At 41.0% G+C, this 23,868-nt stretch carries 23 protein-coding genes and 4 tRNA genes; 14 read left to right on the top strand and 13 right to left on the bottom strand.

Annotated elements, in window-relative coordinates; genetic code table 11:
- Window positions 1-243 precede the first annotated feature (243 nt).
- Window positions 244-588 carry a hypothetical protein gene (locus tag C9E88_RS02465; protein ID WP_106984060.1) on the bottom strand — a complete coding sequence of 115 codons (345 nt, stop codon included), beginning with the start codon at window positions 586-588 and terminating at the stop codon, window positions 244-246.
- A 154-nt stretch (window positions 589-742) separates the two neighbouring features.
- Window positions 743-3,187 carry a ribonuclease R gene (gene rnr / locus C9E88_RS02470; RefSeq protein ID WP_194229668.1) on the bottom strand — a complete coding sequence of 815 codons (2,445 nt, stop codon included), beginning with the start codon at window positions 3,185-3,187 and terminating at the stop codon, window positions 743-745.
- Between the two features lie 264 nt (window positions 3,188-3,451).
- Between rnr and C9E88_RS02475 the strand changes: the two genes are divergently transcribed.
- From C9E88_RS02475 to C9E88_RS02490, 4 genes are all read left to right on the top strand, one after another.
- A tRNA-Ser gene (locus tag C9E88_RS02475) sits at window positions 3,452-3,541 on the top strand.
- 14 nt (window positions 3,542-3,555) lie between these two features.
- Window positions 3,556-3,632 (top strand) — tRNA-Arg (locus tag C9E88_RS02480).
- A gap of 45 nt (window positions 3,633-3,677) precedes the next feature.
- Window positions 3,678-3,754: transfer RNA gene (locus tag C9E88_RS02485), tRNA-Arg, on the top strand.
- A 498-nt stretch (window positions 3,755-4,252) separates the two neighbouring features.
- Window positions 4,253-4,329: transfer RNA gene (locus tag C9E88_RS02490), tRNA-Arg, on the top strand.
- 85 nt (window positions 4,330-4,414) lie between these two features.
- Here C9E88_RS02490 and C9E88_RS02495 read toward each other — a convergent pair.
- Window positions 4,415-5,692, bottom strand: coding sequence for an SRPBCC family protein (locus C9E88_RS02495; protein WP_227865914.1), 1,278 nt, complete (start codon window positions 5,690-5,692; stop codon window positions 4,415-4,417).
- A 197-nt stretch (window positions 5,693-5,889) separates the two neighbouring features.
- Between C9E88_RS02495 and C9E88_RS02500 the strand changes: the two genes are divergently transcribed.
- Together C9E88_RS02500 and C9E88_RS02505 are read left to right on the top strand one after the other, a co-directional pair.
- On the top strand, window positions 5,890-6,387 hold the full coding sequence (locus C9E88_RS02500; RefSeq protein ID WP_106984063.1) for a YcxB family protein: 498 nt from the start codon (window positions 5,890-5,892) through the stop codon (window positions 6,385-6,387).
- A gap of 26 nt (window positions 6,388-6,413) precedes the next feature.
- Window positions 6,414-7,055: a fumarylacetoacetate hydrolase family protein gene (locus C9E88_RS02505; protein WP_106984064.1), complete on the top strand. Its 642-nt coding sequence runs from the start codon at window positions 6,414-6,416 to the stop codon at window positions 7,053-7,055.
- Between the two features lie 113 nt (window positions 7,056-7,168).
- Here the strand turns inward: C9E88_RS02505 and C9E88_RS02510 are convergent, their stop codons facing one another.
- Complete coding sequence (locus C9E88_RS02510; protein WP_194229666.1) at window positions 7,169-7,969, bottom strand: AraC family transcriptional regulator; 801 nt, start codon at window positions 7,967-7,969, stop codon at window positions 7,169-7,171.
- Between the two features lie 104 nt (window positions 7,970-8,073).
- On the opposite strand from C9E88_RS02510, the gene C9E88_RS02515 reads away from it, so the two are divergent.
- Window positions 8,074-9,003 (top strand): DMT family transporter, encoded by a 930-nt coding sequence (locus C9E88_RS02515; RefSeq protein WP_106984107.1) that lies wholly within the window; start codon window positions 8,074-8,076, stop codon window positions 9,001-9,003.
- Window positions 9,004-9,177: 174 nt separating this feature from the next.
- Window positions 9,178-10,095: a DMT family transporter gene (locus tag C9E88_RS02520; RefSeq protein ID WP_106984065.1), complete on the top strand. Its 918-nt coding sequence runs from the start codon at window positions 9,178-9,180 to the stop codon at window positions 10,093-10,095.
- Between the two features lie 73 nt (window positions 10,096-10,168).
- On the opposite strand, the gene C9E88_RS02525 is transcribed toward C9E88_RS02520, so the two are convergent.
- Window positions 10,169-11,422, bottom strand: coding sequence for a YihY family inner membrane protein (locus tag C9E88_RS02525; protein ID WP_106984066.1), 1,254 nt, complete (start codon window positions 11,420-11,422; stop codon window positions 10,169-10,171).
- A gap of 115 nt (window positions 11,423-11,537) precedes the next feature.
- Between C9E88_RS02525 and wrbA the strand changes: the two genes are divergently transcribed.
- Both wrbA and C9E88_RS02535 read left to right on the top strand, forming a co-directional pair.
- Window positions 11,538-12,131 (top strand): NAD(P)H:quinone oxidoreductase, encoded by a 594-nt coding sequence (gene wrbA, locus C9E88_RS02530; RefSeq protein ID WP_106984067.1) that lies wholly within the window; start codon window positions 11,538-11,540, stop codon window positions 12,129-12,131.
- Window positions 12,132-12,366: 235 nt separating this feature from the next.
- Entirely contained in the window at window positions 12,367-12,558 is a 192-nt protein-coding gene (locus C9E88_RS02535; RefSeq protein WP_106984068.1) for a hypothetical protein, read from the top strand.
- 41 nt (window positions 12,559-12,599) lie between these two features.
- Here the strand turns inward: C9E88_RS02535 and C9E88_RS02540 are convergent, their stop codons facing one another.
- Complete coding sequence (locus C9E88_RS02540; protein ID WP_106984069.1) at window positions 12,600-12,989, bottom strand: hypothetical protein; 390 nt, start codon at window positions 12,987-12,989, stop codon at window positions 12,600-12,602.
- Window positions 12,990-13,237: 248 nt separating this feature from the next.
- On the opposite strand from C9E88_RS02540, the gene C9E88_RS02545 reads away from it, so the two are divergent.
- Entirely contained in the window at window positions 13,238-14,212 is a 975-nt protein-coding gene (locus C9E88_RS02545) for an aliphatic sulfonate ABC transporter substrate-binding protein (RefSeq protein WP_106984070.1), read from the top strand.
- Between the two features lie 51 nt (window positions 14,213-14,263).
- Here the strand turns inward: C9E88_RS02545 and C9E88_RS02550 are convergent, their stop codons facing one another.
- The 3 genes from C9E88_RS02550 to C9E88_RS02560 form a co-directional block, all read right to left on the bottom strand.
- Complete coding sequence (locus C9E88_RS02550; protein WP_106984071.1) at window positions 14,264-14,839, bottom strand: xanthine phosphoribosyltransferase; 576 nt, start codon at window positions 14,837-14,839, stop codon at window positions 14,264-14,266.
- Window positions 14,840-14,928: 89 nt separating this feature from the next.
- Window positions 14,929-15,642: a DUF3108 domain-containing protein gene (locus C9E88_RS02555; RefSeq protein ID WP_106984072.1), complete on the bottom strand. Its 714-nt coding sequence runs from the start codon at window positions 15,640-15,642 to the stop codon at window positions 14,929-14,931.
- Between the two features lie 151 nt (window positions 15,643-15,793).
- Window positions 15,794-16,477 (bottom strand): hypothetical protein, encoded by a 684-nt coding sequence (locus tag C9E88_RS02560; protein ID WP_106984073.1) that lies wholly within the window; start codon window positions 16,475-16,477, stop codon window positions 15,794-15,796.
- A gap of 248 nt (window positions 16,478-16,725) precedes the next feature.
- Between C9E88_RS02560 and C9E88_RS02565 the strand changes: the two genes are divergently transcribed.
- Window positions 16,726-17,604, top strand: a complete 879-nt coding sequence (locus C9E88_RS02565; RefSeq protein ID WP_106984074.1) for an energy transducer TonB — start codon at window positions 16,726-16,728, stop codon at window positions 17,602-17,604.
- A 43-nt stretch (window positions 17,605-17,647) separates the two neighbouring features.
- On the top strand, window positions 17,648-18,103 hold the full coding sequence (locus C9E88_RS02570; RefSeq protein WP_106984075.1) for a hypothetical protein: 456 nt from the start codon (window positions 17,648-17,650) through the stop codon (window positions 18,101-18,103).
- On the opposite strand, the gene C9E88_RS02575 is transcribed toward C9E88_RS02570, so the two are convergent.
- The 4 genes from C9E88_RS02575 to miaB all read right to left on the bottom strand — a co-directional run bounded on the left by C9E88_RS02575 (window position 18,063) and on the right by miaB (window position 21,548).
- A complete protein-coding gene (locus C9E88_RS02575) occupies window positions 18,063-18,371 on the bottom strand; it encodes an antibiotic biosynthesis monooxygenase family protein (protein ID WP_106984076.1) in 309 nt (102 codons plus the stop codon). The two genes, C9E88_RS02570 and C9E88_RS02575, sit on opposite strands and share 41 nt — an antisense overlap.
- Window positions 18,372-18,475: 104 nt before the next feature.
- Entirely contained in the window at window positions 18,476-18,958 is a 483-nt protein-coding gene (gene ybeY, locus C9E88_RS02580; RefSeq protein WP_106984077.1) for an rRNA maturation RNase YbeY, read from the bottom strand.
- 9 nt (window positions 18,959-18,967) lie between these two features.
- Window positions 18,968-20,053 (bottom strand): PhoH family protein, encoded by a 1,086-nt coding sequence (locus tag C9E88_RS02585; RefSeq protein WP_106984078.1) that lies wholly within the window; start codon window positions 20,051-20,053, stop codon window positions 18,968-18,970.
- A 37-nt stretch (window positions 20,054-20,090) separates the two neighbouring features.
- Complete coding sequence (gene miaB, locus C9E88_RS02590; protein WP_106984079.1) at window positions 20,091-21,548, bottom strand: tRNA (N6-isopentenyl adenosine(37)-C2)-methylthiotransferase MiaB; 1,458 nt, start codon at window positions 21,546-21,548, stop codon at window positions 20,091-20,093.
- 356 nt (window positions 21,549-21,904) lie between these two features.
- On the opposite strand from miaB, the gene C9E88_RS02595 reads away from it, so the two are divergent.
- On the top strand, window positions 21,905-23,863 hold the full coding sequence (locus tag C9E88_RS02595) for a lytic transglycosylase domain-containing protein (RefSeq protein WP_106984080.1): 1,959 nt from the start codon (window positions 21,905-21,907) through the stop codon (window positions 23,861-23,863).
- Window positions 23,864-23,868 lie beyond the last annotated feature (5 nt).

Raw genomic sequence — 23,868 nt, forward strand, 5'->3', positions numbered from 1 at the left:
TCACAAAATAAATGAATATGGCTAAAATGAAAGCACATATTTTGACGTGATCCTTTGGGGTGAAATCTAAACTAAAAATGGCAAAGAGCGCTGTGATGGTCAGTAAGAAAAATGCGAACAACACATAATTGTGATAATCATATTTCGAGATCTTCTGTGGATTCATTATTTTTAAGTAACTTATTTTTTATATGAATATATTAAAAGAAAAAGAGCGCCGAAGCGCTCTTTGGATTAAATATTTTACTGACAATCAGGATCTACGACATAACTGGTTTGCGCAAATTTTTGCCAAGAACCTGTCGCTGCACCATCTACAACGAGAATAGAGATAATTCCCCAGTCAATTAAGAGACCTAAAAGTGTCGTTGGATCAAAACTTTTTTGCGGTGTAATGGCTGTTGTTTTACAGCCTTGCTTCTCTGCTTTGATGACATAATTTTCTTTTTTCTTGAATGTATAAACAGCTTGGTTTTTGCCCATATACTCTTCATTGACATAAAGCTTAGCATCTGTGTCATTACTTCTAATATTAATGGTTTGGCTTGAACCATTAAACATCGTCGCACAACCTGTACTGAAAAGCATGCTGGCGATGAGTAGTGAAGTTGAAATTTTTTTTCATATATTACCCCCTAGTAAAGTGCTAAAAGATAGCGTTTTCAAAAGATTAGTCAAGCTTAGTAGACCAAAGAGTCAATAAAAAAGAGCGCCGAAGCGCTCTTTTAAATCCAAGTAAAAATTACTCAGTCTTTGCTTTCGCATTTGACTTTTTCTTTTTTAATTTGGTCTTTTTCTTTACTTTATCTTTAGCCTTTGCTTCAGATTTTGTTGCAGATTTTTTAGCAGGCTTTTTGCCGTAGGTGCTGGGTTTTGATTTTGACTTTTTCTTTCGAATGGGACGTTCTCCGTCTTCACTCAACGCAGGCGCTTCGTGGTTCTTCGGACGTTCGCTAAAAACTTCCTCTTTCGCTTCGCGTACCACTTTAGGCTTAGTCACACGTGGTGCTTTGCTGCGAATCGGGCGACCAGCATGGCTCAGCTGTTGAATCAGTTCAAAGTCGATTTTACGTTCTTCAAGATTAACACCAGCCACTTTAATACGAACTTCATCGCCTAAACTAAAGCTTTGGCCACGGTTTTGGCCTACTAAGCTTTGACTTGATTGATCAAACACAAAGAAGTCATCACCCAATTGGCTCACGTGTACCATACCATCGACATAAAGGTCTTTGAGGGTTACGAATAAACCAAATTCAGCCACTGCAGAAATCGTACCGACAAACTCTGCGCCTAAATGTTGTTGCATATAATGACATTTTAGCCATGTTGTTACAGAGCGCGATGCTTCATCTGCACGACGTTCAGTAGCAGAGAAGTGCTGACCTGCATCATCCAATGAGGCACCTGAAAGTGGATACTTTTTGTGTGTGAGACTGGCTTTAATTGCGCGGTGCAACAGTAAGTCAGGGTAACGACGAATTGGTGAAGTGAAATGCGTATACGCCTCATAAGCTAGACCATAATGACCTGCATTTTTCGCGCCGTAATAAGCTTGCATCATCGAACGTAATAACACGGCATGAATGCTTGGTGCATCAATACGGTCTTTGGTCGCTTCAATCACTGCTTGATAGTCAGCTTGTGTGGGTTGCTCAGGGAACTTAAGACCCAATAACTTCACAAAATCACTGACTTTTTGAATGCGTGAAAACTCTGGTGGCTCATGTACACGGTAAAGCATTGGTACTTCATTTTTTAATGCATATTCAGCCGCAGCTACGTTGGCCAATAACATGCATTCTTCAATCAGTTTATGTGCATCATTACGTGTACGCGGTAAAATTTCATTAATACCGCCAAGCTCGTCAAAGGTCATGTAGGTTTCGACAGTTTCGAATTCCATTGCATGGCGTTGCGCGCGTAGATCTTTTAATACATGATAAAGCTGGAATAAAGTGTTGAGCGATTTACGCACATTACGATCTTCAGGCACCGCCTGACTATCGCCATCAAAATATTGTGCCACTTGGGTGTAGGTTAAACGTGCTTTAGAGTGCATCACCGAAGGGTAGAACTCGTAACTGGTCACACGGCCTGCACGTGAAAGGTTCAGGTCACACACCATACACAAACGGTCGACATTTGGATTCAGTGAGCACAAACCATTGGACAGTGCTTCAGGAAGCATTGGCAAGACAAAATGCGGGAAGTACACAGAAGTACCACGCGCTTGTGCTTCGTCATCCAAAGGCTTACCAATACGCACATAATGGCTCACATCGGCAATCGCAACCACTACACGGTAGCCACCACCTGGACGTTTTTCGGCATAAACGGCATCGTCAAAGTCACGTGCATCTTCACCATCAATAGTCACGAATGGTAAATCGCGTAGGTCAATACGGCCTTCACGGTCTTTTGCAGATGGTTCTTTAAAGCTTTCTGCTTCTTTTACAACTTCTTCTGGGAATTCGTAAGGTAAACCAAATTCTAAAATAGTTTGTGGAATAATAATTTCGGTATCGGCTTTATCGGCCATAGACTGAATGATATGACCCGTCGCAAATTCTTCTTTGGTTGGGTAGTCGTCAATTTCAACACGGACTGAATCGCCTAATTTTACTTTGGCATGCTCAATCAGTTCTTTTTCTAAGGTAATCGGCTGATGCGCATTTGGATTAGACGGTTGAATAAAGTATTCACCATCGTGGATTGAGACTTTACCAATAATTTGTTTAACGCGACGCTCTACAACTTCAGTAATAAAGCCCCATGCTTTACCTTTGCGATCAACTGAAGTCTGACGTACTTTAACGCGGTCACCATTAAAGACCTGACGTAATTCACGCTCAGGCAATAAAAGGTCGTCTTCACCTTTAATATTGGCACTGCCCATACCTTTTGAGTTGACATAAACCGTCGCATCATGAGTCGGCTGTTCAGTGGCCAATTGAAACTTAAATCCATCTTTCATTAATTGCCCATCACGCACCATTGCAATGAGGCGATGGCTCAGGGCATCAATACTTTTTTGATCGGCAATTTCAAAATGCTCAACCAAGTCTGCATGTGACAACGGCGCACGCTGTTCAATAATGTCTAAAATGAGCGTACGGCTCGGAATCGGATTTTCGTAACGTTCGGCTTCAGCTTTTGCTTCAGGATCGACCCAATTTTTCATAATGTCTTTGGCTTCATGTCAGAAGATAGGTTTAGCATAAGTCATGCGACAGCAGACTGCACGTAAATGATTGCAATATTGTGTGTTTGACAGGCATTTTATAACGAATGCTGAATTAATGTGCTTAATGTGGCATTTTTAAAGTGATTTTTGGGCTTAAATTTGAAAAATTGTATAAAAAATATTTAATTGAACGAAAATATGAAAAAAAGTGGGGGATAGTGCTTGCACGTATGGGGTTAAATTTGTATTATGGCGCCACGTTACGGTGAGATGGGTGAGTGGCTGAAACCACATCCCTGCTAAGGATGCATACGGGCAACTGTATCGAGGGTTCGAATCCCTCTCTCACCGCCAACTTTACTTATGTCGCGCCCATAGCTCAGCTGGATAGAGCACTTGGCTACGAACTAAGGGGTCGGGAGTTCGAATCTCTCTGGGCGCACCAATAAGTAAAGTACATAACGCAGTCTTTTAAGACGATACAAGTGAAGCGCCCATAGCTCAGCTGGATAGAGCACTTGGCTACGAACTAAGGGGTCGGGAGTTCGAATCTCTCTGGGCGCACCAACTTGAACAATGAACCGCATTTATTGCGGTTTTTTTGTGCCTGCTATTTATGCATCTAAACTCTTGTCTGTATGTTGGTCGCAGGAGCGTAAACTAAAAGTCAGTTCAAAAGCCAGATTCACTACTATTTTAGCATCAAGCATAATCACCAAGAATATAGAGCTTTGAGAATTGAGCATAGGCGTTTAATCCTGCTGTATGTTTTAAGCTGAGACTTTAAATCCACCGCTGCATTGTGTGCGGTTTTATGATTAGAATCGTGCTTAGTCACGAAGCAAAACCAAAAACTGCTTAAACACTAAGTATTGCTACTACACTCAAAACCAATTTTAGGGCTAAAACCACAGTGAATCCCAAAGTATAAAATCATTTAAATTTGCTTGGTTTTTAATAGAATAAAGCTATTAATGCCTAATAACTAGGCAGTTGATCGTGTTAATACAAATTAGGGCTTAACAAAGCTGAAATTTCACGTATAATGCACCACATCAAGACGTCGCGCCCATAGCTCAGCTGGATAGAGCACTTGGCTACGAACTAAGGGGTCGGGAGTTCGAATCTCTCTGGGCGCACCAACTTGATTTAAATTGAAAAAACCGCATTTATTGCGGTTTTTTTGTGTCTGAATTATTTAAAATAACTCTAAATAAAATTCAAAATTTAAGCGCCAGCCTTTTGTTTTACTTTCAGCACAAAAACCGTATTGCCCCCTAAAGCAGGTAGCATATCGGAATAAGGCATGCTTCGCATGGCACGTAATAAAAATGGGGCATCCTGATCAATTTTCATTGCACTGGTCACACTTAATAACGTTCCTTGATTCATTGGCGTCAACTGCATGCCACCGCGGACAAATTTTAAATCGCCACCATTGGCATAAAATTCATTTTGCCAATCTGTGGCGTAGTTAAAGCGCATTTTAAAATCAAAAGGAATGTTAATGACACCGAGGCCCACCGAGATCTTATAGCTCGCATCCATTTGCTTATTATCTAGTTTACGGACACGGACTTGCTTAATTTGATTGGGGAATAATTGTTGATAGCTATTAGGTGTGAGCCATTGCTGAAGCTGGGCAGGGCTATGGGCATAGTACTGATAGCTGGTACTAAAACGTAATTTCTCTGTGCCGTGTGGGTAGGGCACATTTTTGGCCGTGAGCACAAAACTGACAGGCTCTTGTGAGTTTTGGCTGAGCTGTGCCACTTTGAGTTGTTCATTTCGGTCTAAGCCGACGGTGGGGAATACACCAGTGCCTAAAGGCTGTGCTTGGCTGGTCTTAAAGCGTTTTTGTAAGGATTCGAGCAAAAATGCATTGGTACCCGCAGGTATGCCAAGCTTTGCATCGGGTATGGCATTCAAAATTTTACTAAATAAAAAACCTTTGGGTTGGCTTAAGTCTCCCCATTGCGTGAGGGTTACTAAGGTCTGATTCGGCGCGAGTTCAAACCATTCAATTTTACCCGCCGCGTATGGCACGGGTGCATCCAAAATCAGCGTGGAAATGCTATTGGCATCGGCCTGATGCTGCATAAGTACTGTTTCACGGAAATTCAGCACAGGAATAGGCGTTGGAATATGAATATTGTATTTAACTTGGCTAATGGAGCCTTGTTGCTCAACCACTTTGGCCGATTTAAGTGTTGGAAATAAGCCTGCATAATTGGTGTAGTTGAGCAGTAAACGGCTGACTTGCTGGACATTGGCTGGAATCACCACCGAGGCACTGTAGTATTTCCCCGTCGTTTTTTTGCCTGCTGGCATGGTGGGTAATTGTATGGACTGCGTAGGATGCGCATAAATCAAAATGCGCTCTCCTGTGAGTGAAGCTAAGGCTTGAAGATCATGATTAAATTCAGTTAATGCACTTGGAATTTGAGCTTTCCAAGGCAAAATTTTTGCAGATACATTTCCTGCAAAGATAAGACTCGTCAGCATCAGCCATGTTTTTATTTGAATCTGCTGCATAGGACATCCTGTAATATGCATTTTTTATTTGTTGGCAGTTTTAGCGCATTTTAAAGCAAAAGAACAGCGCCGAAGTGTGTATTTCTGATGCTAAAAAGAATAAGAAATCACCCTATTCTGGTGTAATATCTAGTTCAATTTATATTTTAAAATATGTATGTGAGCAGATGTCAGAGACTCAACCCGCATTGTCGTTACGTTACACCTTGAATTTAGAAGAATCTCAAGATGGTTTTGCCTTGGCTACTTTTGGTAAGAAGCAGTTCACACGCTTTATTACGCCATTGATTAGCATTGGTATTATTATTTGGGGTTTTTCTTTAGGTTTCAGTGGTGTAGGTCGCTATTACGTGGCTTTAGGCGCATTCTTTTTAATCATGCAATTGCTCATGCGCTATTGGTTTTTACCAATGATGTTTAAGCGTCAGTTTATTAAGTATCAATTTGGTAAGAGTGAGCAAGGCATTGATCTGTATCAAGATCATGGTGAAATTTTTGCCAATGAGCGTAAAAATATTTTCAACTATGCCGAAGTCGCAACTTTTGCCTCAGGTAAACTGACGTATATGTTGGAAATGAAAAACCGTACAGTGGTGATTATTCCTAAGCGCGCGTTTAGCAATCCAGCTGATCAAAGCATTTTTGAAAATACATTTAAGAAATAATTGAGCTTAAAACAGAAGGGAAGATCATGACTACACGTCCATCAAAAATTATATGTGTCGGCCGCAGCTATGCTGATCATGCAAAAGAGTTAGGAAATGCAGTACCTGATCGTCCTGTTTTGTTTATGAAGCCACCGAGTGCTTTATCTGCTTTAGATGCTGGCATTGACTGGAATAAAACCCTGGGTAGTTGTCATTACGAGTGTGAGTTGACTTTGCGTATTGGGCAAACTTTAAAAGCAGAAACTGATCCACAAAAGGCATTGCAAGCGGTAGATGCGGTAACTTTAGGTTTGGATTTAACTTTGCGTGATTTGCAAGATGATTTGAAAAAGAAAGGTCAGCCTTGGGAACGTGCAAAAGCGTATGACGGTTCATGCATGTTGGCAGATTGGGTAGATGTTTCATCGGTTGTCAGTGACTGGAAAGATGTGCATTACACTTTGCAAGTTAATGATGAACTCCGTCAAAAGGGTGATACGGCATTGCTGATTTTTGATGTAGGAACGTTGCTGGCAGACATTAGCCAAGTGTTTACCTTAGAAGCTGGTGATGTTGTGATGACAGGAACACCTGCAGGTGTCGCGGCCTTACAGGCTGGTGATCAGTTGAGTATGACTTTACAGGGTCAGCAACAAGATTATGTTTGGACGACCTTTGTAAAGTAATTGAATTCATCAAAAGGGACTGTAGAGACAGTCCTTTTTTTATGTCTGCGTAAATGTAAGGCACAGCGAAATTTACTTTAGAACAGTTAATTTGAGCAAACAGAGAGCGGTTTTTATCTGGAAAATTTTTTACGAAACTGATCGGGGCTAATATGCATCCAGCGTTTAAACATATTAATAAAAGCAGATGCATTGGCATAACCTAAGTCGAAGGCAATACTTTCTACCGTATGACCTCGGTTCAGTAAGCTCATGGCCTTAATCACTTTTAGGCGCTGGCGCCACTCATGCAATGACATGCCTAATTCTTTTTGACTGAGTCGGGCAAGGGTACGCTCAGTCATATTGTATTGTTTGGCAAGCATAGCCAAAGACAGATGATTGGCAGGGGCTTGGTGTAAATCATTGAGTAAGGCTTGCAGTGTCGGATGCTCAGAATGAGGCAAATAACTGCTGACTAATTGGGCATGTTTAAGTTGGTCGACCAGTACAGTGAGTAAGCGTTGGTGTTCGGCGTTGGATACAGCATTTGGTGTTTGTCTTAAATGTTCAAATAGGGCAGAAATCAAAGGCGAGCTTAGTAAAATACCTGCTTGTTGGGGTAAGTCCTGACATAGGCTTTCATGGATATACAGCGTGCCATGAGACACCGCCGTACGATTTAAGCCGCTGTGTTTGACGTTTGGAGGCAACCAAATGCCGTGCGGTGGTGGGGTGATATAATCAATTTGATCAATATTGAGTTCCATAATGCCGTCAAAGGCATAAATAAACTCACCCCATGCATGGCCATGTGTGGGGTAAATGGATTGCGCTGGGTCATCTCGGAAGCTAATCCAAAGTGCAGCGTCTATATGGTCATTGGTTTTGAGTTGCATGCCCAAAGGGCGTGATGCATTAGTGCGATTTGGCATGTTGGAAATTGCCTGAATTCAATAATGACTTGTCTGTTTTAAACTATATATTTGATTTGTGACAGGTCTATAGTAGTAGGCTCTTTTAGTTTTGAGCAATGGCCGTGGAACAGCGTAAAGCACTCGATGCACAAGCATCGGGTTGGATGATTTTATTGTGTATGATTTGGGGAATTCAGCAGGTCGTGCTGAAGTGGGCCGCGCCCGATATTAGCCCGATTATGCAAATTGCGCTTCGTTCAGGTTTATCCGTTCTGTTGGTGATTCCACTACTTCGTCTGAAGCATGTTTCAGATTTATATCATAAAGACTATCTGCTTCCTGGTCTGTGGCTGGCTATTTTATTTTCAGCCGAATTTCTTTTTGTGGCTGAAGCGCTACGCTATACCACGGCTTCACATACGGTCGTGTTGCTGTATACCGCGCCTATTTTTGTTGCGCTGGGTTTACATTGGAAATTGCCAGCAGAACAATTGAATTTGATTCAATGGGGCGGTATTTTCCTCGCTTTTTCAGGCGTTGTGTTGTTCTTTATGGGGCGTGGTGACACAGCAGGTGATTTAACACATGCGCTTTGGGGAGATTTTTTGGCCCTAATGGCGGGTATGATGTGGGCTTTAACCACCATTTCACTACGCTTAACAAAATTGGCAGATGCGCCAGCAACTCAAACGCTGTTTTATCAATTGCTGGGTAGTTTTTTAATTTTACTCCCATTGGCATATATCACAGGCCAAAGTACGATTCATTGGAGCTGGGTGGTTTTGGGGAGCACATTATTTAATGTGCTGATCATGTCGTTTTTTAGCCTCATGCTGTGGTTTTGGTTATTACGCCAATATTTGGCCAATAGCTTAGGGGTATTTTCATTTCTTACGCCTATTTTTGGCATGCTGTTTGGGGTGGTTTTTTTGCATGAACAGATTGAGCTGAATTTTCTGATGGGTACGGGCTTCGTTATGTTGGGGGTGATGACTGTAAGTTTACATCGCCAAATTGCACGTACATGGGCGCATATTCATTTTATAAAATAAGCCAGCTTGGTCTGCTCAGGTGCTTCAACGCCTCATTCAAGCGCTATCTGCTCGGAAGTATTTGATCTATCTATAAAAGCTCGCGTGATAAGAAATTAAAAAGTCAATGTTGACTCGTGTTTTTTAGGTACGACAATGTTACTGTGTTGAGGTTTAGAGCAACGAGTAGACGGTGTGCAAGAACGTCAGGCATTGGATGCCAAAGCTTCATCAATCATGTTTGGCTTATGTATATTGTGGGGGCTACAACAGATTGTTGTGAAATTGGCTGCAGCAGATATTTCACCTTTGATGCAAATGGCTTTGCGTTCAGGTTTATCTGCATTGCTAGTTTTTCCACTGATTAAGTTAGCGCAGGGGCAGTCCTTGTGGTCACGCCAGTATTGGTTTTCAGGGGCATTGGTTGCAGGTCTATTTGCCACGGAATTTTGTTTATTGGCCGAAGCTTTGCGATTTACGACAGCCTCACATACGGTTGTTTTGTTATATACAGCGCCTATCTTTGTGGCATTGGGCTTACATTGGAAATTACCAGCAGAACGCCTGACGTGGAAACAGTGGAGCGGTATTGCAATTGCATTTTTAGGCATTGTGACCACCTTTTGGGGAGGTGAGCGTGAATCATCCGTGCAAAGCTTAAGCCATGTGATTTTGGGTGACTTACTGGCACTATGCGCTGGCATATTTTGGGCCTCCACAACGCTTGCCGTGCGATTAACAAATTTGTCTGAAGCACCTGCTACACAAACTTTGTTTTATCAATTATTCGGTGGCTTTATTTGCTTGTTACCTATGGCATTTATATTGGGACAAAGCGAAATCAGTTGGTCGATGCTGACTCTCACGAGTCTACTGTTTCATGCAGTATTGATTTCATTTGCAAGCTATCTCATTTGGTTTTGGTTGCTTAAAAAATATTTAGCTTCACGTTTAGGGGTGTTTTCTTTTCTAACCCCTCTATTTGGTATTCTGTTTGGTGTAGTTATTTTAAATGAGCCTTTAGAACGCGCCTTTATTATTGGTACCAGCATGGTAATGCTTGGTGTGCTGATTGTGAGTTTATCTGGGCGCGCTAAACAGCCAAGTCGCTAAAAAGTGATGTAAAGCAACGAAATAATCAAAAAGCCTCAATCTATGAGGCTTTTTTATTCAATAGGCTGAGTATTTATTTAGATTCCAAAATCGTCGATAACGGAATGGCCAATTTAGCCGCTAAATAATCATCGGACTCAATCAAAGCTGGGCCAATTTTTTCCATCCATTCATCATCTGCATGAATATTGCCAATATCTTTACGATGTGGCAGTGGATAAGGAAGCTGTGAGTAAAAAGTCCAAAAATCAATTTGTGCCAGATTACGTGCGAGTACAAAGTTATTGGTATCTGTACGGGTAATCAAATTTTGTTTTTCGAGTAATTTGACATAGCTCGGCCAGCGACCAATTTCATCACGACCTAACACTTCCAAAGCTTCGGACTCACTAACGCTCAGACCAACTTTTTGCTTTTGATAGAACAGCTCGAGCAGATCCAGCAACATAATTACTGGATGGCGTTTGCGGTCACGACTTGCATCGGCATCAAAGGCGGTAAGTGCATAACTGATTTCTACCCCCAACAACACGATATTCCAAGATAAAAAAATCCACAGCAGGAAAATAGGAATCGCTGCAAATGCACCATAAATGAGTTCATAGCTGGTGAAGTTACTCATTACAAACCCAAATAGATTTTTGAGGAGTTCAAATACGGTTGCGCTAAATAAGCCTGCAATTAAGGCTGCTTTTAGAGGTACATTCCGATTGGGAATGGTCCAATTTAAGATGAAAAATCCTAAAATGGTTAAACCAAATGAGATGAGCCACAATATAAACTCACCATCAAGTTCATAGCCTGCAAAGTTATTGTTAAGAACATTTAGTGAGGCCATGGTAGACGAAATGACAAATGCGCTGCCCAATAGAATTGGCCCAAGAGAAATAATGGTCCAGTAACGCATAAAGCCTAAAATGCCACCACGGGTTTCGGTTACACGCCAAATGCGGTTAAACACAGTTTCAATGCTGGTCAACATCATCACGGTAGTGATGAATAAAAATAGAATACCAATAACGGTTAAATTACTCGATTTATCAGTGAATGCATTGAGTGCTTTATCAAAGGCAATGGTCGTTTTAGGTAAAAAATTACTATAAATCAGTTGCTGGAGTTGTTGGCGCGCAGGTTCAAGCGCTTTAATGGAAGAGATAATCACCAAAAATACTGTCAGCATCGGCACGACAGCAAACAGCGTGGTGTAGGTCAAAGAACCTGCTTGCTCACGACAACGATCGGCCTCGAAACGCCGTATAACGAATAAAACAAACTGAAACCATTTTTTGTCATAAAAGGGAAGTTTCTTGAAATATTCGGCAATCATAAATTACAGCCTCAATTGTTCTAATCATCATTTTTCAACATTCGGCTCTAAGCTTAACCAAAAACTGGACAAAATACCGTATAGTTTATTTTTTAATTACACCGCCTAAATCACCATGCAACCTTATATTTTAGTTCTGTATTACAGTAAAAATGGCGCAACCAAAGAAATGGCACACTTGATTGCAAATGGTATTGAGTCTACAGGCATGCAAGTAAAAATTCGCACAGTTCCTCAATTGTCCACCGTGGTGACTGTAGCTGCAGCTAGCATTCCAGAAGAAGGGGATATTTATTGTAGCTTGGATGATTTGGCCAATTGTGCTGGGTTGGCTTTGGGTTCACCAACCCGTTTTGGCAATATGGCATCGGAAATGAAATACTTCCTCGATCAAACCACCAGTCTTTGGTTAAATGGCGCATTGCATGGCAAGCCCGCGTGTGTCTTTACGTCGTCAGGTTCAATGCATGGTGGTCAAGAAAGCACTCTGTTAACTATGCTTCCACCCTTATTCCACCACGGCATGATGATTTTAGGCTTAAGCAATTCAGCCCTAGCGCTGTCGAATACGAAAACTGGTGGTACGCCGTATGGGGCAAGTCATGTGAGTGGGCCACGTCATGATTTATCTATCAGTCAAGATGAAAAAATCTTGTGTGAAGAGCAAGGTAAACGTTTGGCACAAGTAGTACAAAAGCTGGTGGGCTAAAACCTGTAACTTTGCCTGTTTGAATGATCTACAGGCAAAGTTATTACTATACAAGTAGCAGTTATATTTGTAAAAATTTAAATATAAAAACAAAATATCTCATTGTTATAGATTGAAATATACCTATTTTGAGGGATGTAAAAAGACGACTAGATCACATTTAATACACATGCTTTTTATACTTATCTATGCAAGCCGATTGGCTTTTCGCATATTTTTAAATTTGGGGTCTTTTATGTGGTCTTCTTCTCTTCGGTTTACTTTTGGTGTTTTTTTAACTTTCACAGTTTCTTCTGCTTCATTTGCAATGAGTGTGTTACATAGTTTTGAATTTCCGCCTGAAAAAAAGCAACAAACAACTACACAACAGCCAGTGACGACGCAGGCTGAACCACCGCATGCAACAGCGAGTAGTGTAAAAAAATAACCCAAAAGCGCTCTTTGAGCGCTTTTTTATGGGTGTACGCGTTATTCTTTGTTAATTTGCACAGCATGCTGTACCGCAAATCGATGTTTACAGGCTTTGCATTGATAGTCGAGGAAGATATTTTTATCGACTATTTGGCCTGCTTTTTTACCGACACGATGTCCTAAAAAGCCACCTGTTACGCCTATACTAATTGCACCCACGAATGTACCAATTGTTGCACCCATAATTACACCCAAAGGCCCAGCTGTTACGCCGCCAATGGCTGCGCCTATAGATGCCCCTGAGGCTGCGCCTCCGACTGTACCAGCAGCAGTGCCTGCGCCACTAAGTAAAACGCCACCAATTTTTTGTAGGGTTTGTTCGTGATTACGTGCTTCGACGTCGTTTGAAGCGCATTTTGGGCATTGTACAGTGGGAAGTTCATTCATAGTGTTGAGCTCATTCATTCTTGAGAGTGTGATCTAGATCCATCTACACAATCGTATTGATTTCAGTTGTTATTAAAACAGGTTTTTCACTGACTTATGCTGACCTAAACGACCAAATTTATATTCAGCAATTTTGTAATATTAAATTAATTTCTGAGATTTAGTTGTGATAAAAAATGATTTCAGCTGAAAACTGAAACTCGCTAAGGTGTGCAGTATAAATTTTTCAAGAATATATTGGATACTACATGAAAAAAATTCTGGCATCTGTTGCCGCGATCAGTTTAAGTTTGGGGTTGATTGCTTGTGATCAAAAAAATAAAACGACGAATCAAGAACAAGTTTCAGAACAATCTTTAAAGCAATTGAATATTGGCTATCAAAAAGCAGCACTCAAATTAATTGTGGCTAAAAAGACACAAGCTTTTGAGCAAGCATTTCCAAATGTAAAAGTTGAATGGAAGGAATTTCCTGCGGGACCACAAACTTTAGAGGCACTCAATGTAGGCGCAATTGATTTTGGTTATACAGGGGATACGCCTGTTATTTTTGCCTTATCTGCAAATAAACCCATTGATTATTTAGGTTATGAAATTAACTCTAAAAGTTCACATGATTTGTTAGTGCCTAAAAACAGCACAATTCAAAATTTAGCAGACTTAAAGGGCAAGCGTATTGCTTTAACTAAGGGCTCAAGTGCGCATTATTTCGTGGCACAGGTTTTAAATAAAGCCAATTTGTCTTGGCAAGATATTCAGCCTATTTGGTTAACACCTGCAGATGCACGAGCAGCTTTAGATAAAGGTTCAATTGATGCGTGGGCTGTATGGGATCCGTATGCAAGTGCTGCTGCGCTAAAAGGGGATACCCGCGTTATTTTTGATTCGTCACAATTACATTCAGTTTATAGTTTTTATTTGTCTACACCACAATTTTTAAAAGCACATCCAAAAGATGCTCAAAAAATTGTTGATACATTAAATGCAACAGATGAATGGATTAAAGCACATCCACAAGAAGCGATTCAAATTTTGGCAGAAAGCACAGGCATTGATCGTACCGTGGCTGAAAAAGTACTTTCCAAGCGCCCAGATACGGTTCAAACCTATTATTTGAATGACGCTGTGATAAAAGATCAGCAAAAAATTGCAGACCTATTCTCCGAATTAAAGTTAATTCCAAATCCTGTACAAATTAACGAACATGTTTGGAAAAAACAGTAATTGTAAATGTAAAAAAAGCGCCAGATGGCGCTTTTTTTTATGGTCTTTGAATTAGTCACGAACAAATTCAACAGTACCATTGCTCAAAGATTTAACACGTGCCAATGATTCAACACGGTAACCTTTTTCAAGCAAAATATCGCGACCTGGTTGGAATGATTTTTCAATCACAATACCAATACCAACAACAGATGCTTCGGCTTGATGAATTAAGTCAGCAAGACCTAATGCTGCTTGGCCATTTGCCAAGAAGTCATCAATCACTAAAACTTTGTCTGTAGCATAGATATGCTTTTTAGAGATCGCAATGGTGCTTTCAATTTGTTTAGTGAAAGAGAATACTTTCGAGCGGTATAAATCATCTTTTAAAGTTAAAGATTGATATTTACGTGCAAAAATAACTGGAACACCAAGCTCTAAACCAGCCATCACTGCAGGTGCAATACCTGAAGCTTCAATCGTAATAATTTTAGTAATGCCCGCATCTTTAAATAAGCGTGCAAATTCTTGACCAATTTGCTGCATCATTACGGGGTCAATTTGGTGGTTTAAGAAAGAATCGACTTTCAAAACTTCATCAGATAGAACGATACCTTCGGCTAAGATTTTCTGTTCTAGTGCATGCACGGGAGAATCCTCAAGAGCGGGTGCTCATTAAAGCAAAAGCGTATTTTAAAAAGCACCGCAGAAAATGCAAGCAAAATCGGCTAATTTACTTACTTAGTTGGACCCTTATAGCCTGTCAAAAGTAAAGAATATGATGTTTTTTGATCGACATGGCTCACTTTTACAGGAAGATAATCCAATTTCGGTGCAAGCCAGAAAATTGTTTCGCGACCTGGTTTATCGTGTTGCATCACGACTTTAATAGTATCGAAAGTTCCATAAGTGGTCTTAACTGACTCATTACCTTGTTTGACAAAGCGACGTGCTTCTACTTCTTTAGCATCAGCTAAGTAGTATTTAGATTTTAAACCGCCATTTTTCAAATCTTCACGGATTTGCAGTTCAGCATTCAGTTCATCTAACACACCATTTTGCCAAGCAAATGAACGTGCTTTGTCATCTTTTTTGGTATTAATGATTTTGCTGTTCGGGTTGAAGTTAATACTCATGGTATTGTTATGAATCAGGATTTTGCTGGTACGGCTAAAGCTTTTTGAATTAATGTTGCCATTGCTGAAGCTAAAGTTACTGGTCTCGGTCGCAGATGCCATGCCAACGGCTTTGGCTGCAAACACATAGGTCCAATTATTACCCGACTGTGCCAAATTACGTGAGGCAGAGCCGACGTTTTTGCCGTTATAGTTAAATTGGTAACTTGCTTGATAGGGACTCATGGCAAAAGCTGTACTTGCAAATCCTGAACAAAGGACTGCAGTCGATACAGCTGCTGCGATGCCAAAAGTTTTCATCACATATTTAGCCATCAGTATTTTTCCTTTTAAGCCTTATGTTTGATACAGAATATTCTGCGATTAAATAGAATTATGCGCCTTGATTGTGGAGAAATAAGCGAAATATCGTAAGAAATGTAATTTTCTGCTTATTTTTAACACCAGTTTTTGGTTCGAGTTGCTGTTATTTGCTCTTTTGTTGGATCGGGGTGACTTCGCTATCGGACTCTGGTGCTTCGTCCCAATCTTCTATCCGTTCTGCTGCCATTTTACTAAATAAAGCAGCAATGTTGACGTTGCCAATCACCACCAATTCAGCTTCTCTGAGCATGGCATGATTGACATGGACTTTGGATAAGGTGTCAATAATCGAACGGCTTTTGCCAAGCCAGCGGTTCAAATCCAAATGCAAGAGATCATCTTTGACTTTAATAACATTCAGTTTCTCTAAAATCATACCGAGTGGGTCATCGTTCAATACTTTTTGATAGAAAAACAGCGCAAATTTCACGCCCAATTTATAAAAAATATTGGGGTATTTGGCATCTAAAACTTTGGTGTCGCTAATTTGTTCAAACACAATTAATTGGGTGGTTTTGTTAAGCTCCATTTGCACCAATTTTAGGTCAACTGTAAGCGTAATTTCTAAACCGTTATAATTGAGTGTGGCATATAAACGTAACCAATCATCATGCAAATCAGCATGCAAGTCTTGGAGCATTTTGACGTTGTCAGTAACAAAACGTTGAAAGGTCGCATTTAAAAAAACTTGAGAAAGTGGAAACTCGCGCTCGTCTTCAATAAATCCTTCCGCTCGTTGATAGACCTGACGTATACGTTTAGAAATATTGGAAATAAGCGTTTGCATATTGAAAGCATCCTGGCAAATAAGCTTTTTAGCGGAGTGTATCTTGTCGAATAATTGAAAAAATACAAGTTTTCTTTCTTGCAGTTTAGCAAAATAAATTGCACCATTTTTAGGATTTTAAAGTGCACAGAGTCATGTGTTGTGTATTTGTTGATGAACCTCTCGCTTTCATAAAAATATGAAAACCAGGTTTATTTTATACTCTTTTATGCTTGTTGGGGAACTCGGCAAATTGTCGTATTAATGTGATGCTGAAGAAAAAGACATTCAAACCGTTGCAAAATGAGTGGTGGAAAGATCCAATATTTGTCAGTGCATTTACTGCTGCTGCGGTGTTGCATATCTCGGTGTTAATGGTGCAATTTGGTGTGCCACAAGCAACATTTGAAACCACTAAAGAAATTGCTGTAAGCCTACGGCCTAGTGATACGACTGTGGAAGATGCGGATTATCTTGCGCAAGCCGATCAACAAGGCTCAGGTAAGTTTCGCGAGAAGCACCGCATGTCGACCGACATGCCTGCACCCATGGTTGATCAGGACAGTGGCGAGCAAGCACAGCAAGCATTAGATAAAATTCAGCAAAAGCGTGAACTGAACTTTGAAGAAAAAGTGCTGATGACCACGCTCAGTTGGCAAAAACAGGCCGATGAGAATCAACGTAAAAAGCAAGCTGAAGAATTGCAAAGCCAGTTTTCTGCCAAAGCAGCGATGGTGGCCAGTATTGAAGCGCAATATTTACAACGCCAGCAAAACTTTAGTCGTCAGCAAAAAATTAAAACCATTGATGGTGTGCAAGCCAAGCAAGATGATACAGCTGCGTATATGGAAAAATTCCGCCAAAAAGTAGAATTTTATGGCAACCAAAACTATCCAGATCAGGCGCGTGCACAAAATTTAGCTGGTGAAGTGCAATTGATGGTGATTTTAAATTCCAGTGGGGGGATCCGTGCAATTCGTTTACTGGAAAGTTCTGGGCATCCTGTTTTAGACGAAGCGGCTAAAGCATCAGTACGTAAAGCTGCACCATTTGCTCATTTCGATTCTAAAATGAAAGACATCTCTGAACTTCGTGTTGTGCGAACATGGCGTTTTGACCCAGCAGAAGCAGAATTTGAAGTGAATTAGAACATAGGATATATTTGTTTTTAAAATAGAAAAAGCAAATTCAATGTCTGAAATTCAATTACAAGAAAAGCCGTTAAAATTATGGAATCCCAATGCTGCTGGTTGTTGGGCTCTTCTGGTTAGCCCTATATGTAGTAGTTATTTACTGTATAAAAATGCGCAAAAGCTGAATGATCGAGGTGCGGCGAGCAAAGCAAAAAATTGGATGATCGCAGGTTTAGCTGTGTGGTTACTCTCGGTCATTTGTAGTTTGGCTTATCCCACAAATACCGCAATGGTCAATGGCTTTTTTTTCTGGTATTTAATCTTGTGGTATTTTTTATTTGTACGTCAGCAAGTTGCAAATATGAGGCAACGCTTTGGCGAAAGCTATGTGCGTTATACCCACTTTGAATGGTTTAAATTTGTCATGATTGGTTTGGTCGTTCGTGTAGTGTTGATGGGGCTGTCGCTATGGCTTAGTGCGCTGTGGCTGAGCATGAGGCATACTGTTTTGTAATTTCACAAATATCGACACTAAAGTTTTTATACCATTTTTCTTTCCCTAAAAGCTGGGCGGCTTGATGTTCTGCATCTTGATGCCAAGCTCGAATGTCAGCAAGGCTGTCCCAATAAGACAACGCAATTTCCTGCCCATTTTCGCTTAATGCTTCAAAGTGGCGGCAGTTAAAATGTTTCAGGGCTTTTTCGCGTAGGGCTTGTGCGGTCTGATCATAACTCGCGTCAAAATTTAATATCTGAGCTTTAAAAATAACGACATATTTCATTGTTTTAACTACTTATTATTGACGATTTTGTATTTAATGTATTGGGATGTTGAATATTCAGCTCAAAGTTAAAAAAGCGAACCGAAGTTCGCTTTTTTAAGGTTTTAATCTTGTTCTAAATAAGGGTTGTCAAAACCAAGCTTCGCCAAAATTGCGATTTCCAAAGCTTCCATTTCTTCAGCATCGGCTTCAGAAGTTTCATGGTCATAGCCCATTAAATGCAAGGTGCCATGAACGAGCATGTGCGTAAAATGAGTGAGTGGCGCTTTTTGTTGTTCATTTGCTTCACGCAGTACAACGGGAATGCAAATGACCAAATCACCAATTGGAAATACGTCTAGGACGGCAGCCATTTCATCTGGTAAATCGCTGGGGAAAGACAATACATTGGTTGGCTTGTCTTTCTTTCGATATTCCAAATTCAGTTTATGGCTTTCTTCGTTGTCTACACAGGCAATGCCAATTTCACAATCACTTTGGGTATCAATAAAGCGAAGGGTAGTTTCTACCACTTTTTTGATATAAGCACGTTTCAATACCAATTCAGGGGCTTGAAAATCCTGCTGTAGGGAGAGGCTAAGTTTCAAAATGAATCCTTAATTATCATCATTTTGTGCATCGGCTTTGGCGTCATTGTCTGCAATGAGAGCTTCTTGACGCGCTTTGCGTTCTGCACGGGCTTCTGCGCTTAAACGCTGTTGTTCACTGTCCCAGCCCTCATACGCTTCGACAATTTTTTGTACCAGCTGATGACGAACGACATCGCGAGAGTGGAAACGAGTAATATGAATTTCTTTGATTTTATCAATCACGCGAAGCGCATGCGCTAAGCCCGATTGTTGGCCACGAGGCAAATCGACCTGTGTAATGTCACCGGTAATCACGGCACGCGAACCAAAACCTAAACGGGTTAAAAACATTTTCATTTGTTCAGGCGTGGTGTTTTGTGCTTCGTCTAAAATCACAAATGAATGATTAAGTGTACGACCACGCATATAAGCGAGGGGTGCAACTTCAATCACTTGACGCTCAATGAGCTTAGCGACTTTTTCAAAACCCAGCATTTCATATAAAGCGTCATATAAAGGGCGCAAATACGGGTCAATTTTTTGGCTTAAATCACCGGGTAAGAAACCCAGTTTTTCACCCGCTTCAACGGCTGGGCGCACCAATAAAATACGTTGAATTTCGTTGCGTTCGAGCATATCAACGGCAGCAGCAACTGCAAGATAGGTTTTACCCGTACCCGCAGGGCCAATACCAAAAGAAATGTCACTTTGTAAAATACGCTGTACATAGCGTTTTTGGTTTGCACCGCGAGGGTTAATACGGCCTTTACGCGTTTGTAAATAAACGTCTTCTAAGCCAGTATGTTCCTGATCATCAAAATCTTCTTGAATTTCACGGTCAGTTTGACTGCCTTGAATCATAAGGTGAAGGGTATCTGCGGTAATTTGTGCGGTGCTTTCGGATTCTTCAAAGAGACGGTGGAGCAAGCCTTCGGCTCGCTCTACCGCATTAATATCACCATCGACAAAAAAGGCATCGCCTCGGTGAGCAATTTGGACTTCTAAACGTTGTTCGATTTGTTTCAGGTGACCGTTATATGCACCAAGCATGCTTTGTAAACGGTCAACTGAAATACCAGGAAATGTTACTGTACGTCGAATCGCTGCAGTCAAGAGTATTCCTTTAAGTTGTCTAGCGAATACCTCTACATTACGCCACGTCAGGCTCAAGATTCAAGAGTTCACCGTAAACAAACTTCAAAGTTTTGATGTCGGTAATTTCAATCTCTGCAAAGCGACCCACCCAAGCTGGATCACCAATAAAGCCCACTAAACGAGTGTTATCTGCAGTACCAATCAGTAAGTTTGGATCTTTTTCTGAAACAGACTCAATCAACACACGTTGAATGCTACCCAACATCGCATTGGTCTTATCAATACTTGATTGTTTAATCCAGTCTTGAACTTTTGCCAAACGTTCTTTTTTCACATCTTCAGAAGTGGTGTCTTCAAGCTCTGCTGCAGGCGTACCTGGGCGTTTTGAATAGACAAAACTGTAGGAGTGATCAAAGTCCATATCTTTAATAAATTGATAGGTTTCTTCAAAGTTCTCATCTGTTTCGCCAGGGAAACCAATAATAAAGTCACTGGATAAATGCATATCTGGACGAACTTTACGCAGTTTGGCAATTTTTTCGATATACACATCAATGGTGTGGTTACGCTTCATGGCTTGTAACACATCATTTGACCCACTTTGTACGGGTAAATGAAGGTGCGAAACCATTTGTGGTAAATCACGGTAGCATTGAATTAAGTCGTCGTTAAATTCAAGCGGGTGAGAAGTGGTATAGCGCAGACGGCCAATGCCCGGAATTTCTGCAACCAAACGTAGTAAATCTGCAAATGTGCAAATTTCACCTTCGAAGGTTTCACCACGGTAACCATTGACGTTTTGACCTAATAGCGAAATTTCACGCACACCTTTTTCAGCCAGTGTTGCAATTTCTGCTAATACGTCATCGAGCGGGCGAGAAACTTCTTCACCGCGTGTATAAGGTACAACACAGAATGAGCAGTATTTAGAACAGCCTTCCATGATGGAAACAAAAGCTTTGTAACCTTCCACACGTGGTTCAGGTAAAAAGTCGAATTTTTCAATATCTGGGAAAGAAATATCCACCAGTTTAATTTTTTCTTTTTTCGGCTTTTCAACTTGCTCAAAATGTTGATCAAGCATTTGAGGTAAACGGTGCAAGGTTTGTGGACCAAAAATCATGTCGACATAATTGGCACGTTTTTGAATGTTGTCGCCTTCTTGTGAAGCAACACAACCACCCACACCAATAATTAAGTCTGGATTTTTTTCTTTCAGTTTGCGCCAGCGACCCAATTCAGAAAACACTTTTTCTTGTGCTTTTTCGCGAATAGAACAGGTATTCATTAATAGAATATCGGCATCTTTCGGGTCTTTGGTTAGTACATAACCGTGTGAGTCGCCTAACAGGTCAGCCATACGGTGACTATCATACTCATTCATCTGACACCCTTGCGTTTCGATGTACAGTTTTTTCACTGCTGTATCGTTCGCTGGGGTGTGCTGTGGCTGGGAGACAGTGTTTTCTGAGGCAGCTGGGGCAGCATTTGGAATGAAGGTTTGAACCGTCATGCAGGCTCCTAGGATAGATTTGAGATATACATTATTGGCTGCTTTGCACGCAATTTGGCGCTAAGTGGCGAAGTTCTGTATAAGGAAATTTTGAAAGGGCCGTATTTTAACAGTAATTCGAGCTAAACTTATAGTTTAAAATAACCAATGATCAATATTGATTTGTGAACGAAAAATGTTTGAAAATTAATATTGTTTAATCATAAGGTTACACAACAGAACAATATCGTTGGTTTAGACTTATTAAACTGGTTGAAAACTGCAAATGTAGCTGCATAGCTAAATTTAAACATGAGCACCAAAAATGTCATGGGCGATGTCATAAAACGATGCAAGAAATAGAAGGCAAGTCGTAGATGCTAAATCGAATTTTCAAATCTCAAAATTATTATCCATTACTTGCCTTAGGTGTCGCGACCGCGTGTGCCAGCATTTCTGCACAAGCCGCAGACGAACAGTTTAATGATGCACTACGTGCAGCCAATGCCGGTAATATTTCGTTATTGCAACAATACCAATCTCAAATGCAAAACGATGCATTGGGTTATTATCCTGAATATTGGATGCTCAATACCAATTTAGCTTCGCAACCGACCAGTTCAATTACGAACTTTGCACAGCGTTATCCTCAGTCTGCGATGGCAGAAAAACTGTCAGCAGATTATGTTGAAGAAAAAGTCAAAATGGCAGACTTTGCTTCGGCTCAGCCAGTTTTACAATATGTCAGTAATCCTGACCAAGCAGAAAGCTGTGCTATGGCACAGGTTCGTGCAAAATCAGGCGATCCATTGGTCTTTGCTGAATATAAAGATGTATGGCTCACCACCAATTCGCAACCTGATTCGTGTACGGGCTTAGGGCGGATGATGCTCTCTAGCCCACTGATGACGACACAAGATCGTCAGCAACGTTTGTGGGGGCAGTTGCGTGCAGGTCAACCAGGTCAAGCCATTGCCACAGCGCAAACGATTGGCATCAATTTGAGTTTGGCACAGCTCAATAGTATTCAAGCCAATGCTTTAAACTATTTATGGAATGCACCTAAAGCAACCAAAGAAGATCAAGCCTATATTATTTATGCCATTGGTCGTTTAGCAGATAGTGATTTAAATGCTGCATTCTCGACCGCGCGTCGTGTAGCAGAAGGATTACCTGAAGATGCTCAAAAGGCTGTGTACCGTGCAGTGGCTTATGTCGGTGGTACTACGGTGATGAAAAATAATTTTAATCGTGAAGTACTCGATTTTTATGATGCGAGTTACGGTTTACCGCTGAGTCCTGAAGAAGCTGAAATTTACGCACGCCAAGCGATTCGTTTTAATGGCTGGAATAGTCTGCTTCGTGCCATTGAGGGAATGAGTGTAACTCAACGTCAAGAAGACCGTTGGCAGTATTGGTTAGCACGTGCGTACGAACAACAAACTGATTCAAAATCTAAAAAAGCAGCGCAAGATATTTATCGTCAATTGTCTGTTGGTGATGATTACCATAATTTATTAGCCAAAGACCGAATTGGGCAGGCCTATAATAATATTCCAGCCTATAGCGAAGCGACCAATCAAGATGCAGTGCGCTTGAGTCAGGATATTCACTTCCGCCGTGCATTTGCTTTACGTAACGTTGGTGCTTCGGACAGTTTTGTGAACCGTGAATGGAACTGGGCCGTGCGACAGGCTTATTTGCGACATGATGATGGTTTGATTTTGGCTGCCGCTAAACGTGCTACCGATATGGGTTGGTATGACCGTGCCATTTATGCGGCAGATCGTACGACAACCAAACACAATTATGGTTATCGTTATGCGATGCCACACCGTTCTTATGTGGTTGCACATAGCCAAAATGCAGGCATTGATCCTGCTTGGGCGTATGGTTTAATGCGTCAAGAAAGTCGTTTTGTCACTGGTGCACGTTCCCATGTTGGTGCGGGTGGTCTCATGCAAATTATGCCGGATACCGCCAAACTGGTGGCACGCCAAATGGGGGAAACCTATAACCCTGCGGCCTTAAGTGACATGAATACCAATGTGCGTTATGGCACCTTCTATTTATCAATGATTCAACGTCAATTGAGCAATAGTCCAGTGCTTGCTACAGCAGGCTATAATGCAGGTCCAAATCGTGCTCGACGTTGGCAACCCGATGGACAACCGATTGCCGCTGACCAATATACAGAAACGATTCCACTCACTGAAACCCGTGATTATGTCAAACATGTAATGACGAATGCGACTCATTACGGTATCTTATTGGGGCAAGGTTCACAAACGATTGGACAGCGTATGCAAGCGATTCCATTGAGAAATTCGCAATAATACCT

This window comes from Acinetobacter cumulans (genome assembly GCF_003024525.3).
Taxonomy (GTDB): Bacteria; Pseudomonadota; Gammaproteobacteria; order Pseudomonadales; family Moraxellaceae; genus Acinetobacter; species Acinetobacter cumulans.

Bases quoted from the DNA above. Each gene is read 5' to 3' on its own strand.
- C9E88_RS02495 (WP_227865914.1), bottom strand. From the start codon at position 5,692: ATGCTGACGAGTCTTATCTTTGCAGGAAATGTATCTGCAAAAATTTTG.
- C9E88_RS02465 (WP_106984060.1), bottom strand. From the start codon at position 588: ATGCTTTTCAGTACAGGTTGTGCGACGATGTTTAATGGTTCAAGCCAA.
- wrbA (WP_106984067.1), top strand. From the start codon at position 11,538: ATGCAACCTTATATTTTAGTTCTGTATTACAGTAAAAATGGCGCAACC.
- C9E88_RS02560 (WP_106984073.1), bottom strand. From the start codon at position 16,477: ATGCAAACGCTTATTTCCAATATTTCTAAACGTATACGTCAGGTCTAT.
- C9E88_RS02575 (WP_106984076.1), bottom strand. From the start codon at position 18,371: ATGAAATATGTCGTTATTTTTAAAGCTCAGATATTAAATTTTGACGCG.
- miaB (WP_106984079.1), bottom strand. From the start codon at position 21,548: ATGACGGTTCAAACCTTCATTCCAAATGCTGCCCCAGCTGCCTCAGAA.
- C9E88_RS02540 (WP_106984069.1), bottom strand. From the start codon at position 12,989: ATGAATGAACTTCCCACTGTACAATGCCCAAAATGCGCTTCAAACGAC.
- C9E88_RS02500 (WP_106984063.1), top strand. From the start codon at position 5,890: ATGTCAGAGACTCAACCCGCATTGTCGTTACGTTACACCTTGAATTTA.
- C9E88_RS02510 (WP_194229666.1), bottom strand. From the start codon at position 7,969: ATGCCAAATCGCACTAATGCATCACGCCCTTTGGGCATGCAACTCAAA.
- C9E88_RS02535 (WP_106984068.1), top strand. From the start codon at position 12,367: ATGTGGTCTTCTTCTCTTCGGTTTACTTTTGGTGTTTTTTTAACTTTC.
- C9E88_RS02525 (WP_106984066.1), bottom strand. From the start codon at position 11,422: ATGATTGCCGAATATTTCAAGAAACTTCCCTTTTATGACAAAAAATGG.
- C9E88_RS02505 (WP_106984064.1), top strand. From the start codon at position 6,414: ATGACTACACGTCCATCAAAAATTATATGTGTCGGCCGCAGCTATGCT.
- C9E88_RS02555 (WP_106984072.1), bottom strand. From the start codon at position 15,642: ATGGCTAAATATGTGATGAAAACTTTTGGCATCGCAGCAGCTGTATCG.
- C9E88_RS02545 (WP_106984070.1), top strand. From the start codon at position 13,238: ATGAAAAAAATTCTGGCATCTGTTGCCGCGATCAGTTTAAGTTTGGGG.
- C9E88_RS02595 (WP_106984080.1), top strand. From the start codon at position 21,905: ATGCTAAATCGAATTTTCAAATCTCAAAATTATTATCCATTACTTGCC.
- C9E88_RS02570 (WP_106984075.1), top strand. From the start codon at position 17,648: ATGTCTGAAATTCAATTACAAGAAAAGCCGTTAAAATTATGGAATCCC.
- C9E88_RS02565 (WP_106984074.1), top strand. From the start codon at position 16,726: ATGCTGAAGAAAAAGACATTCAAACCGTTGCAAAATGAGTGGTGGAAA.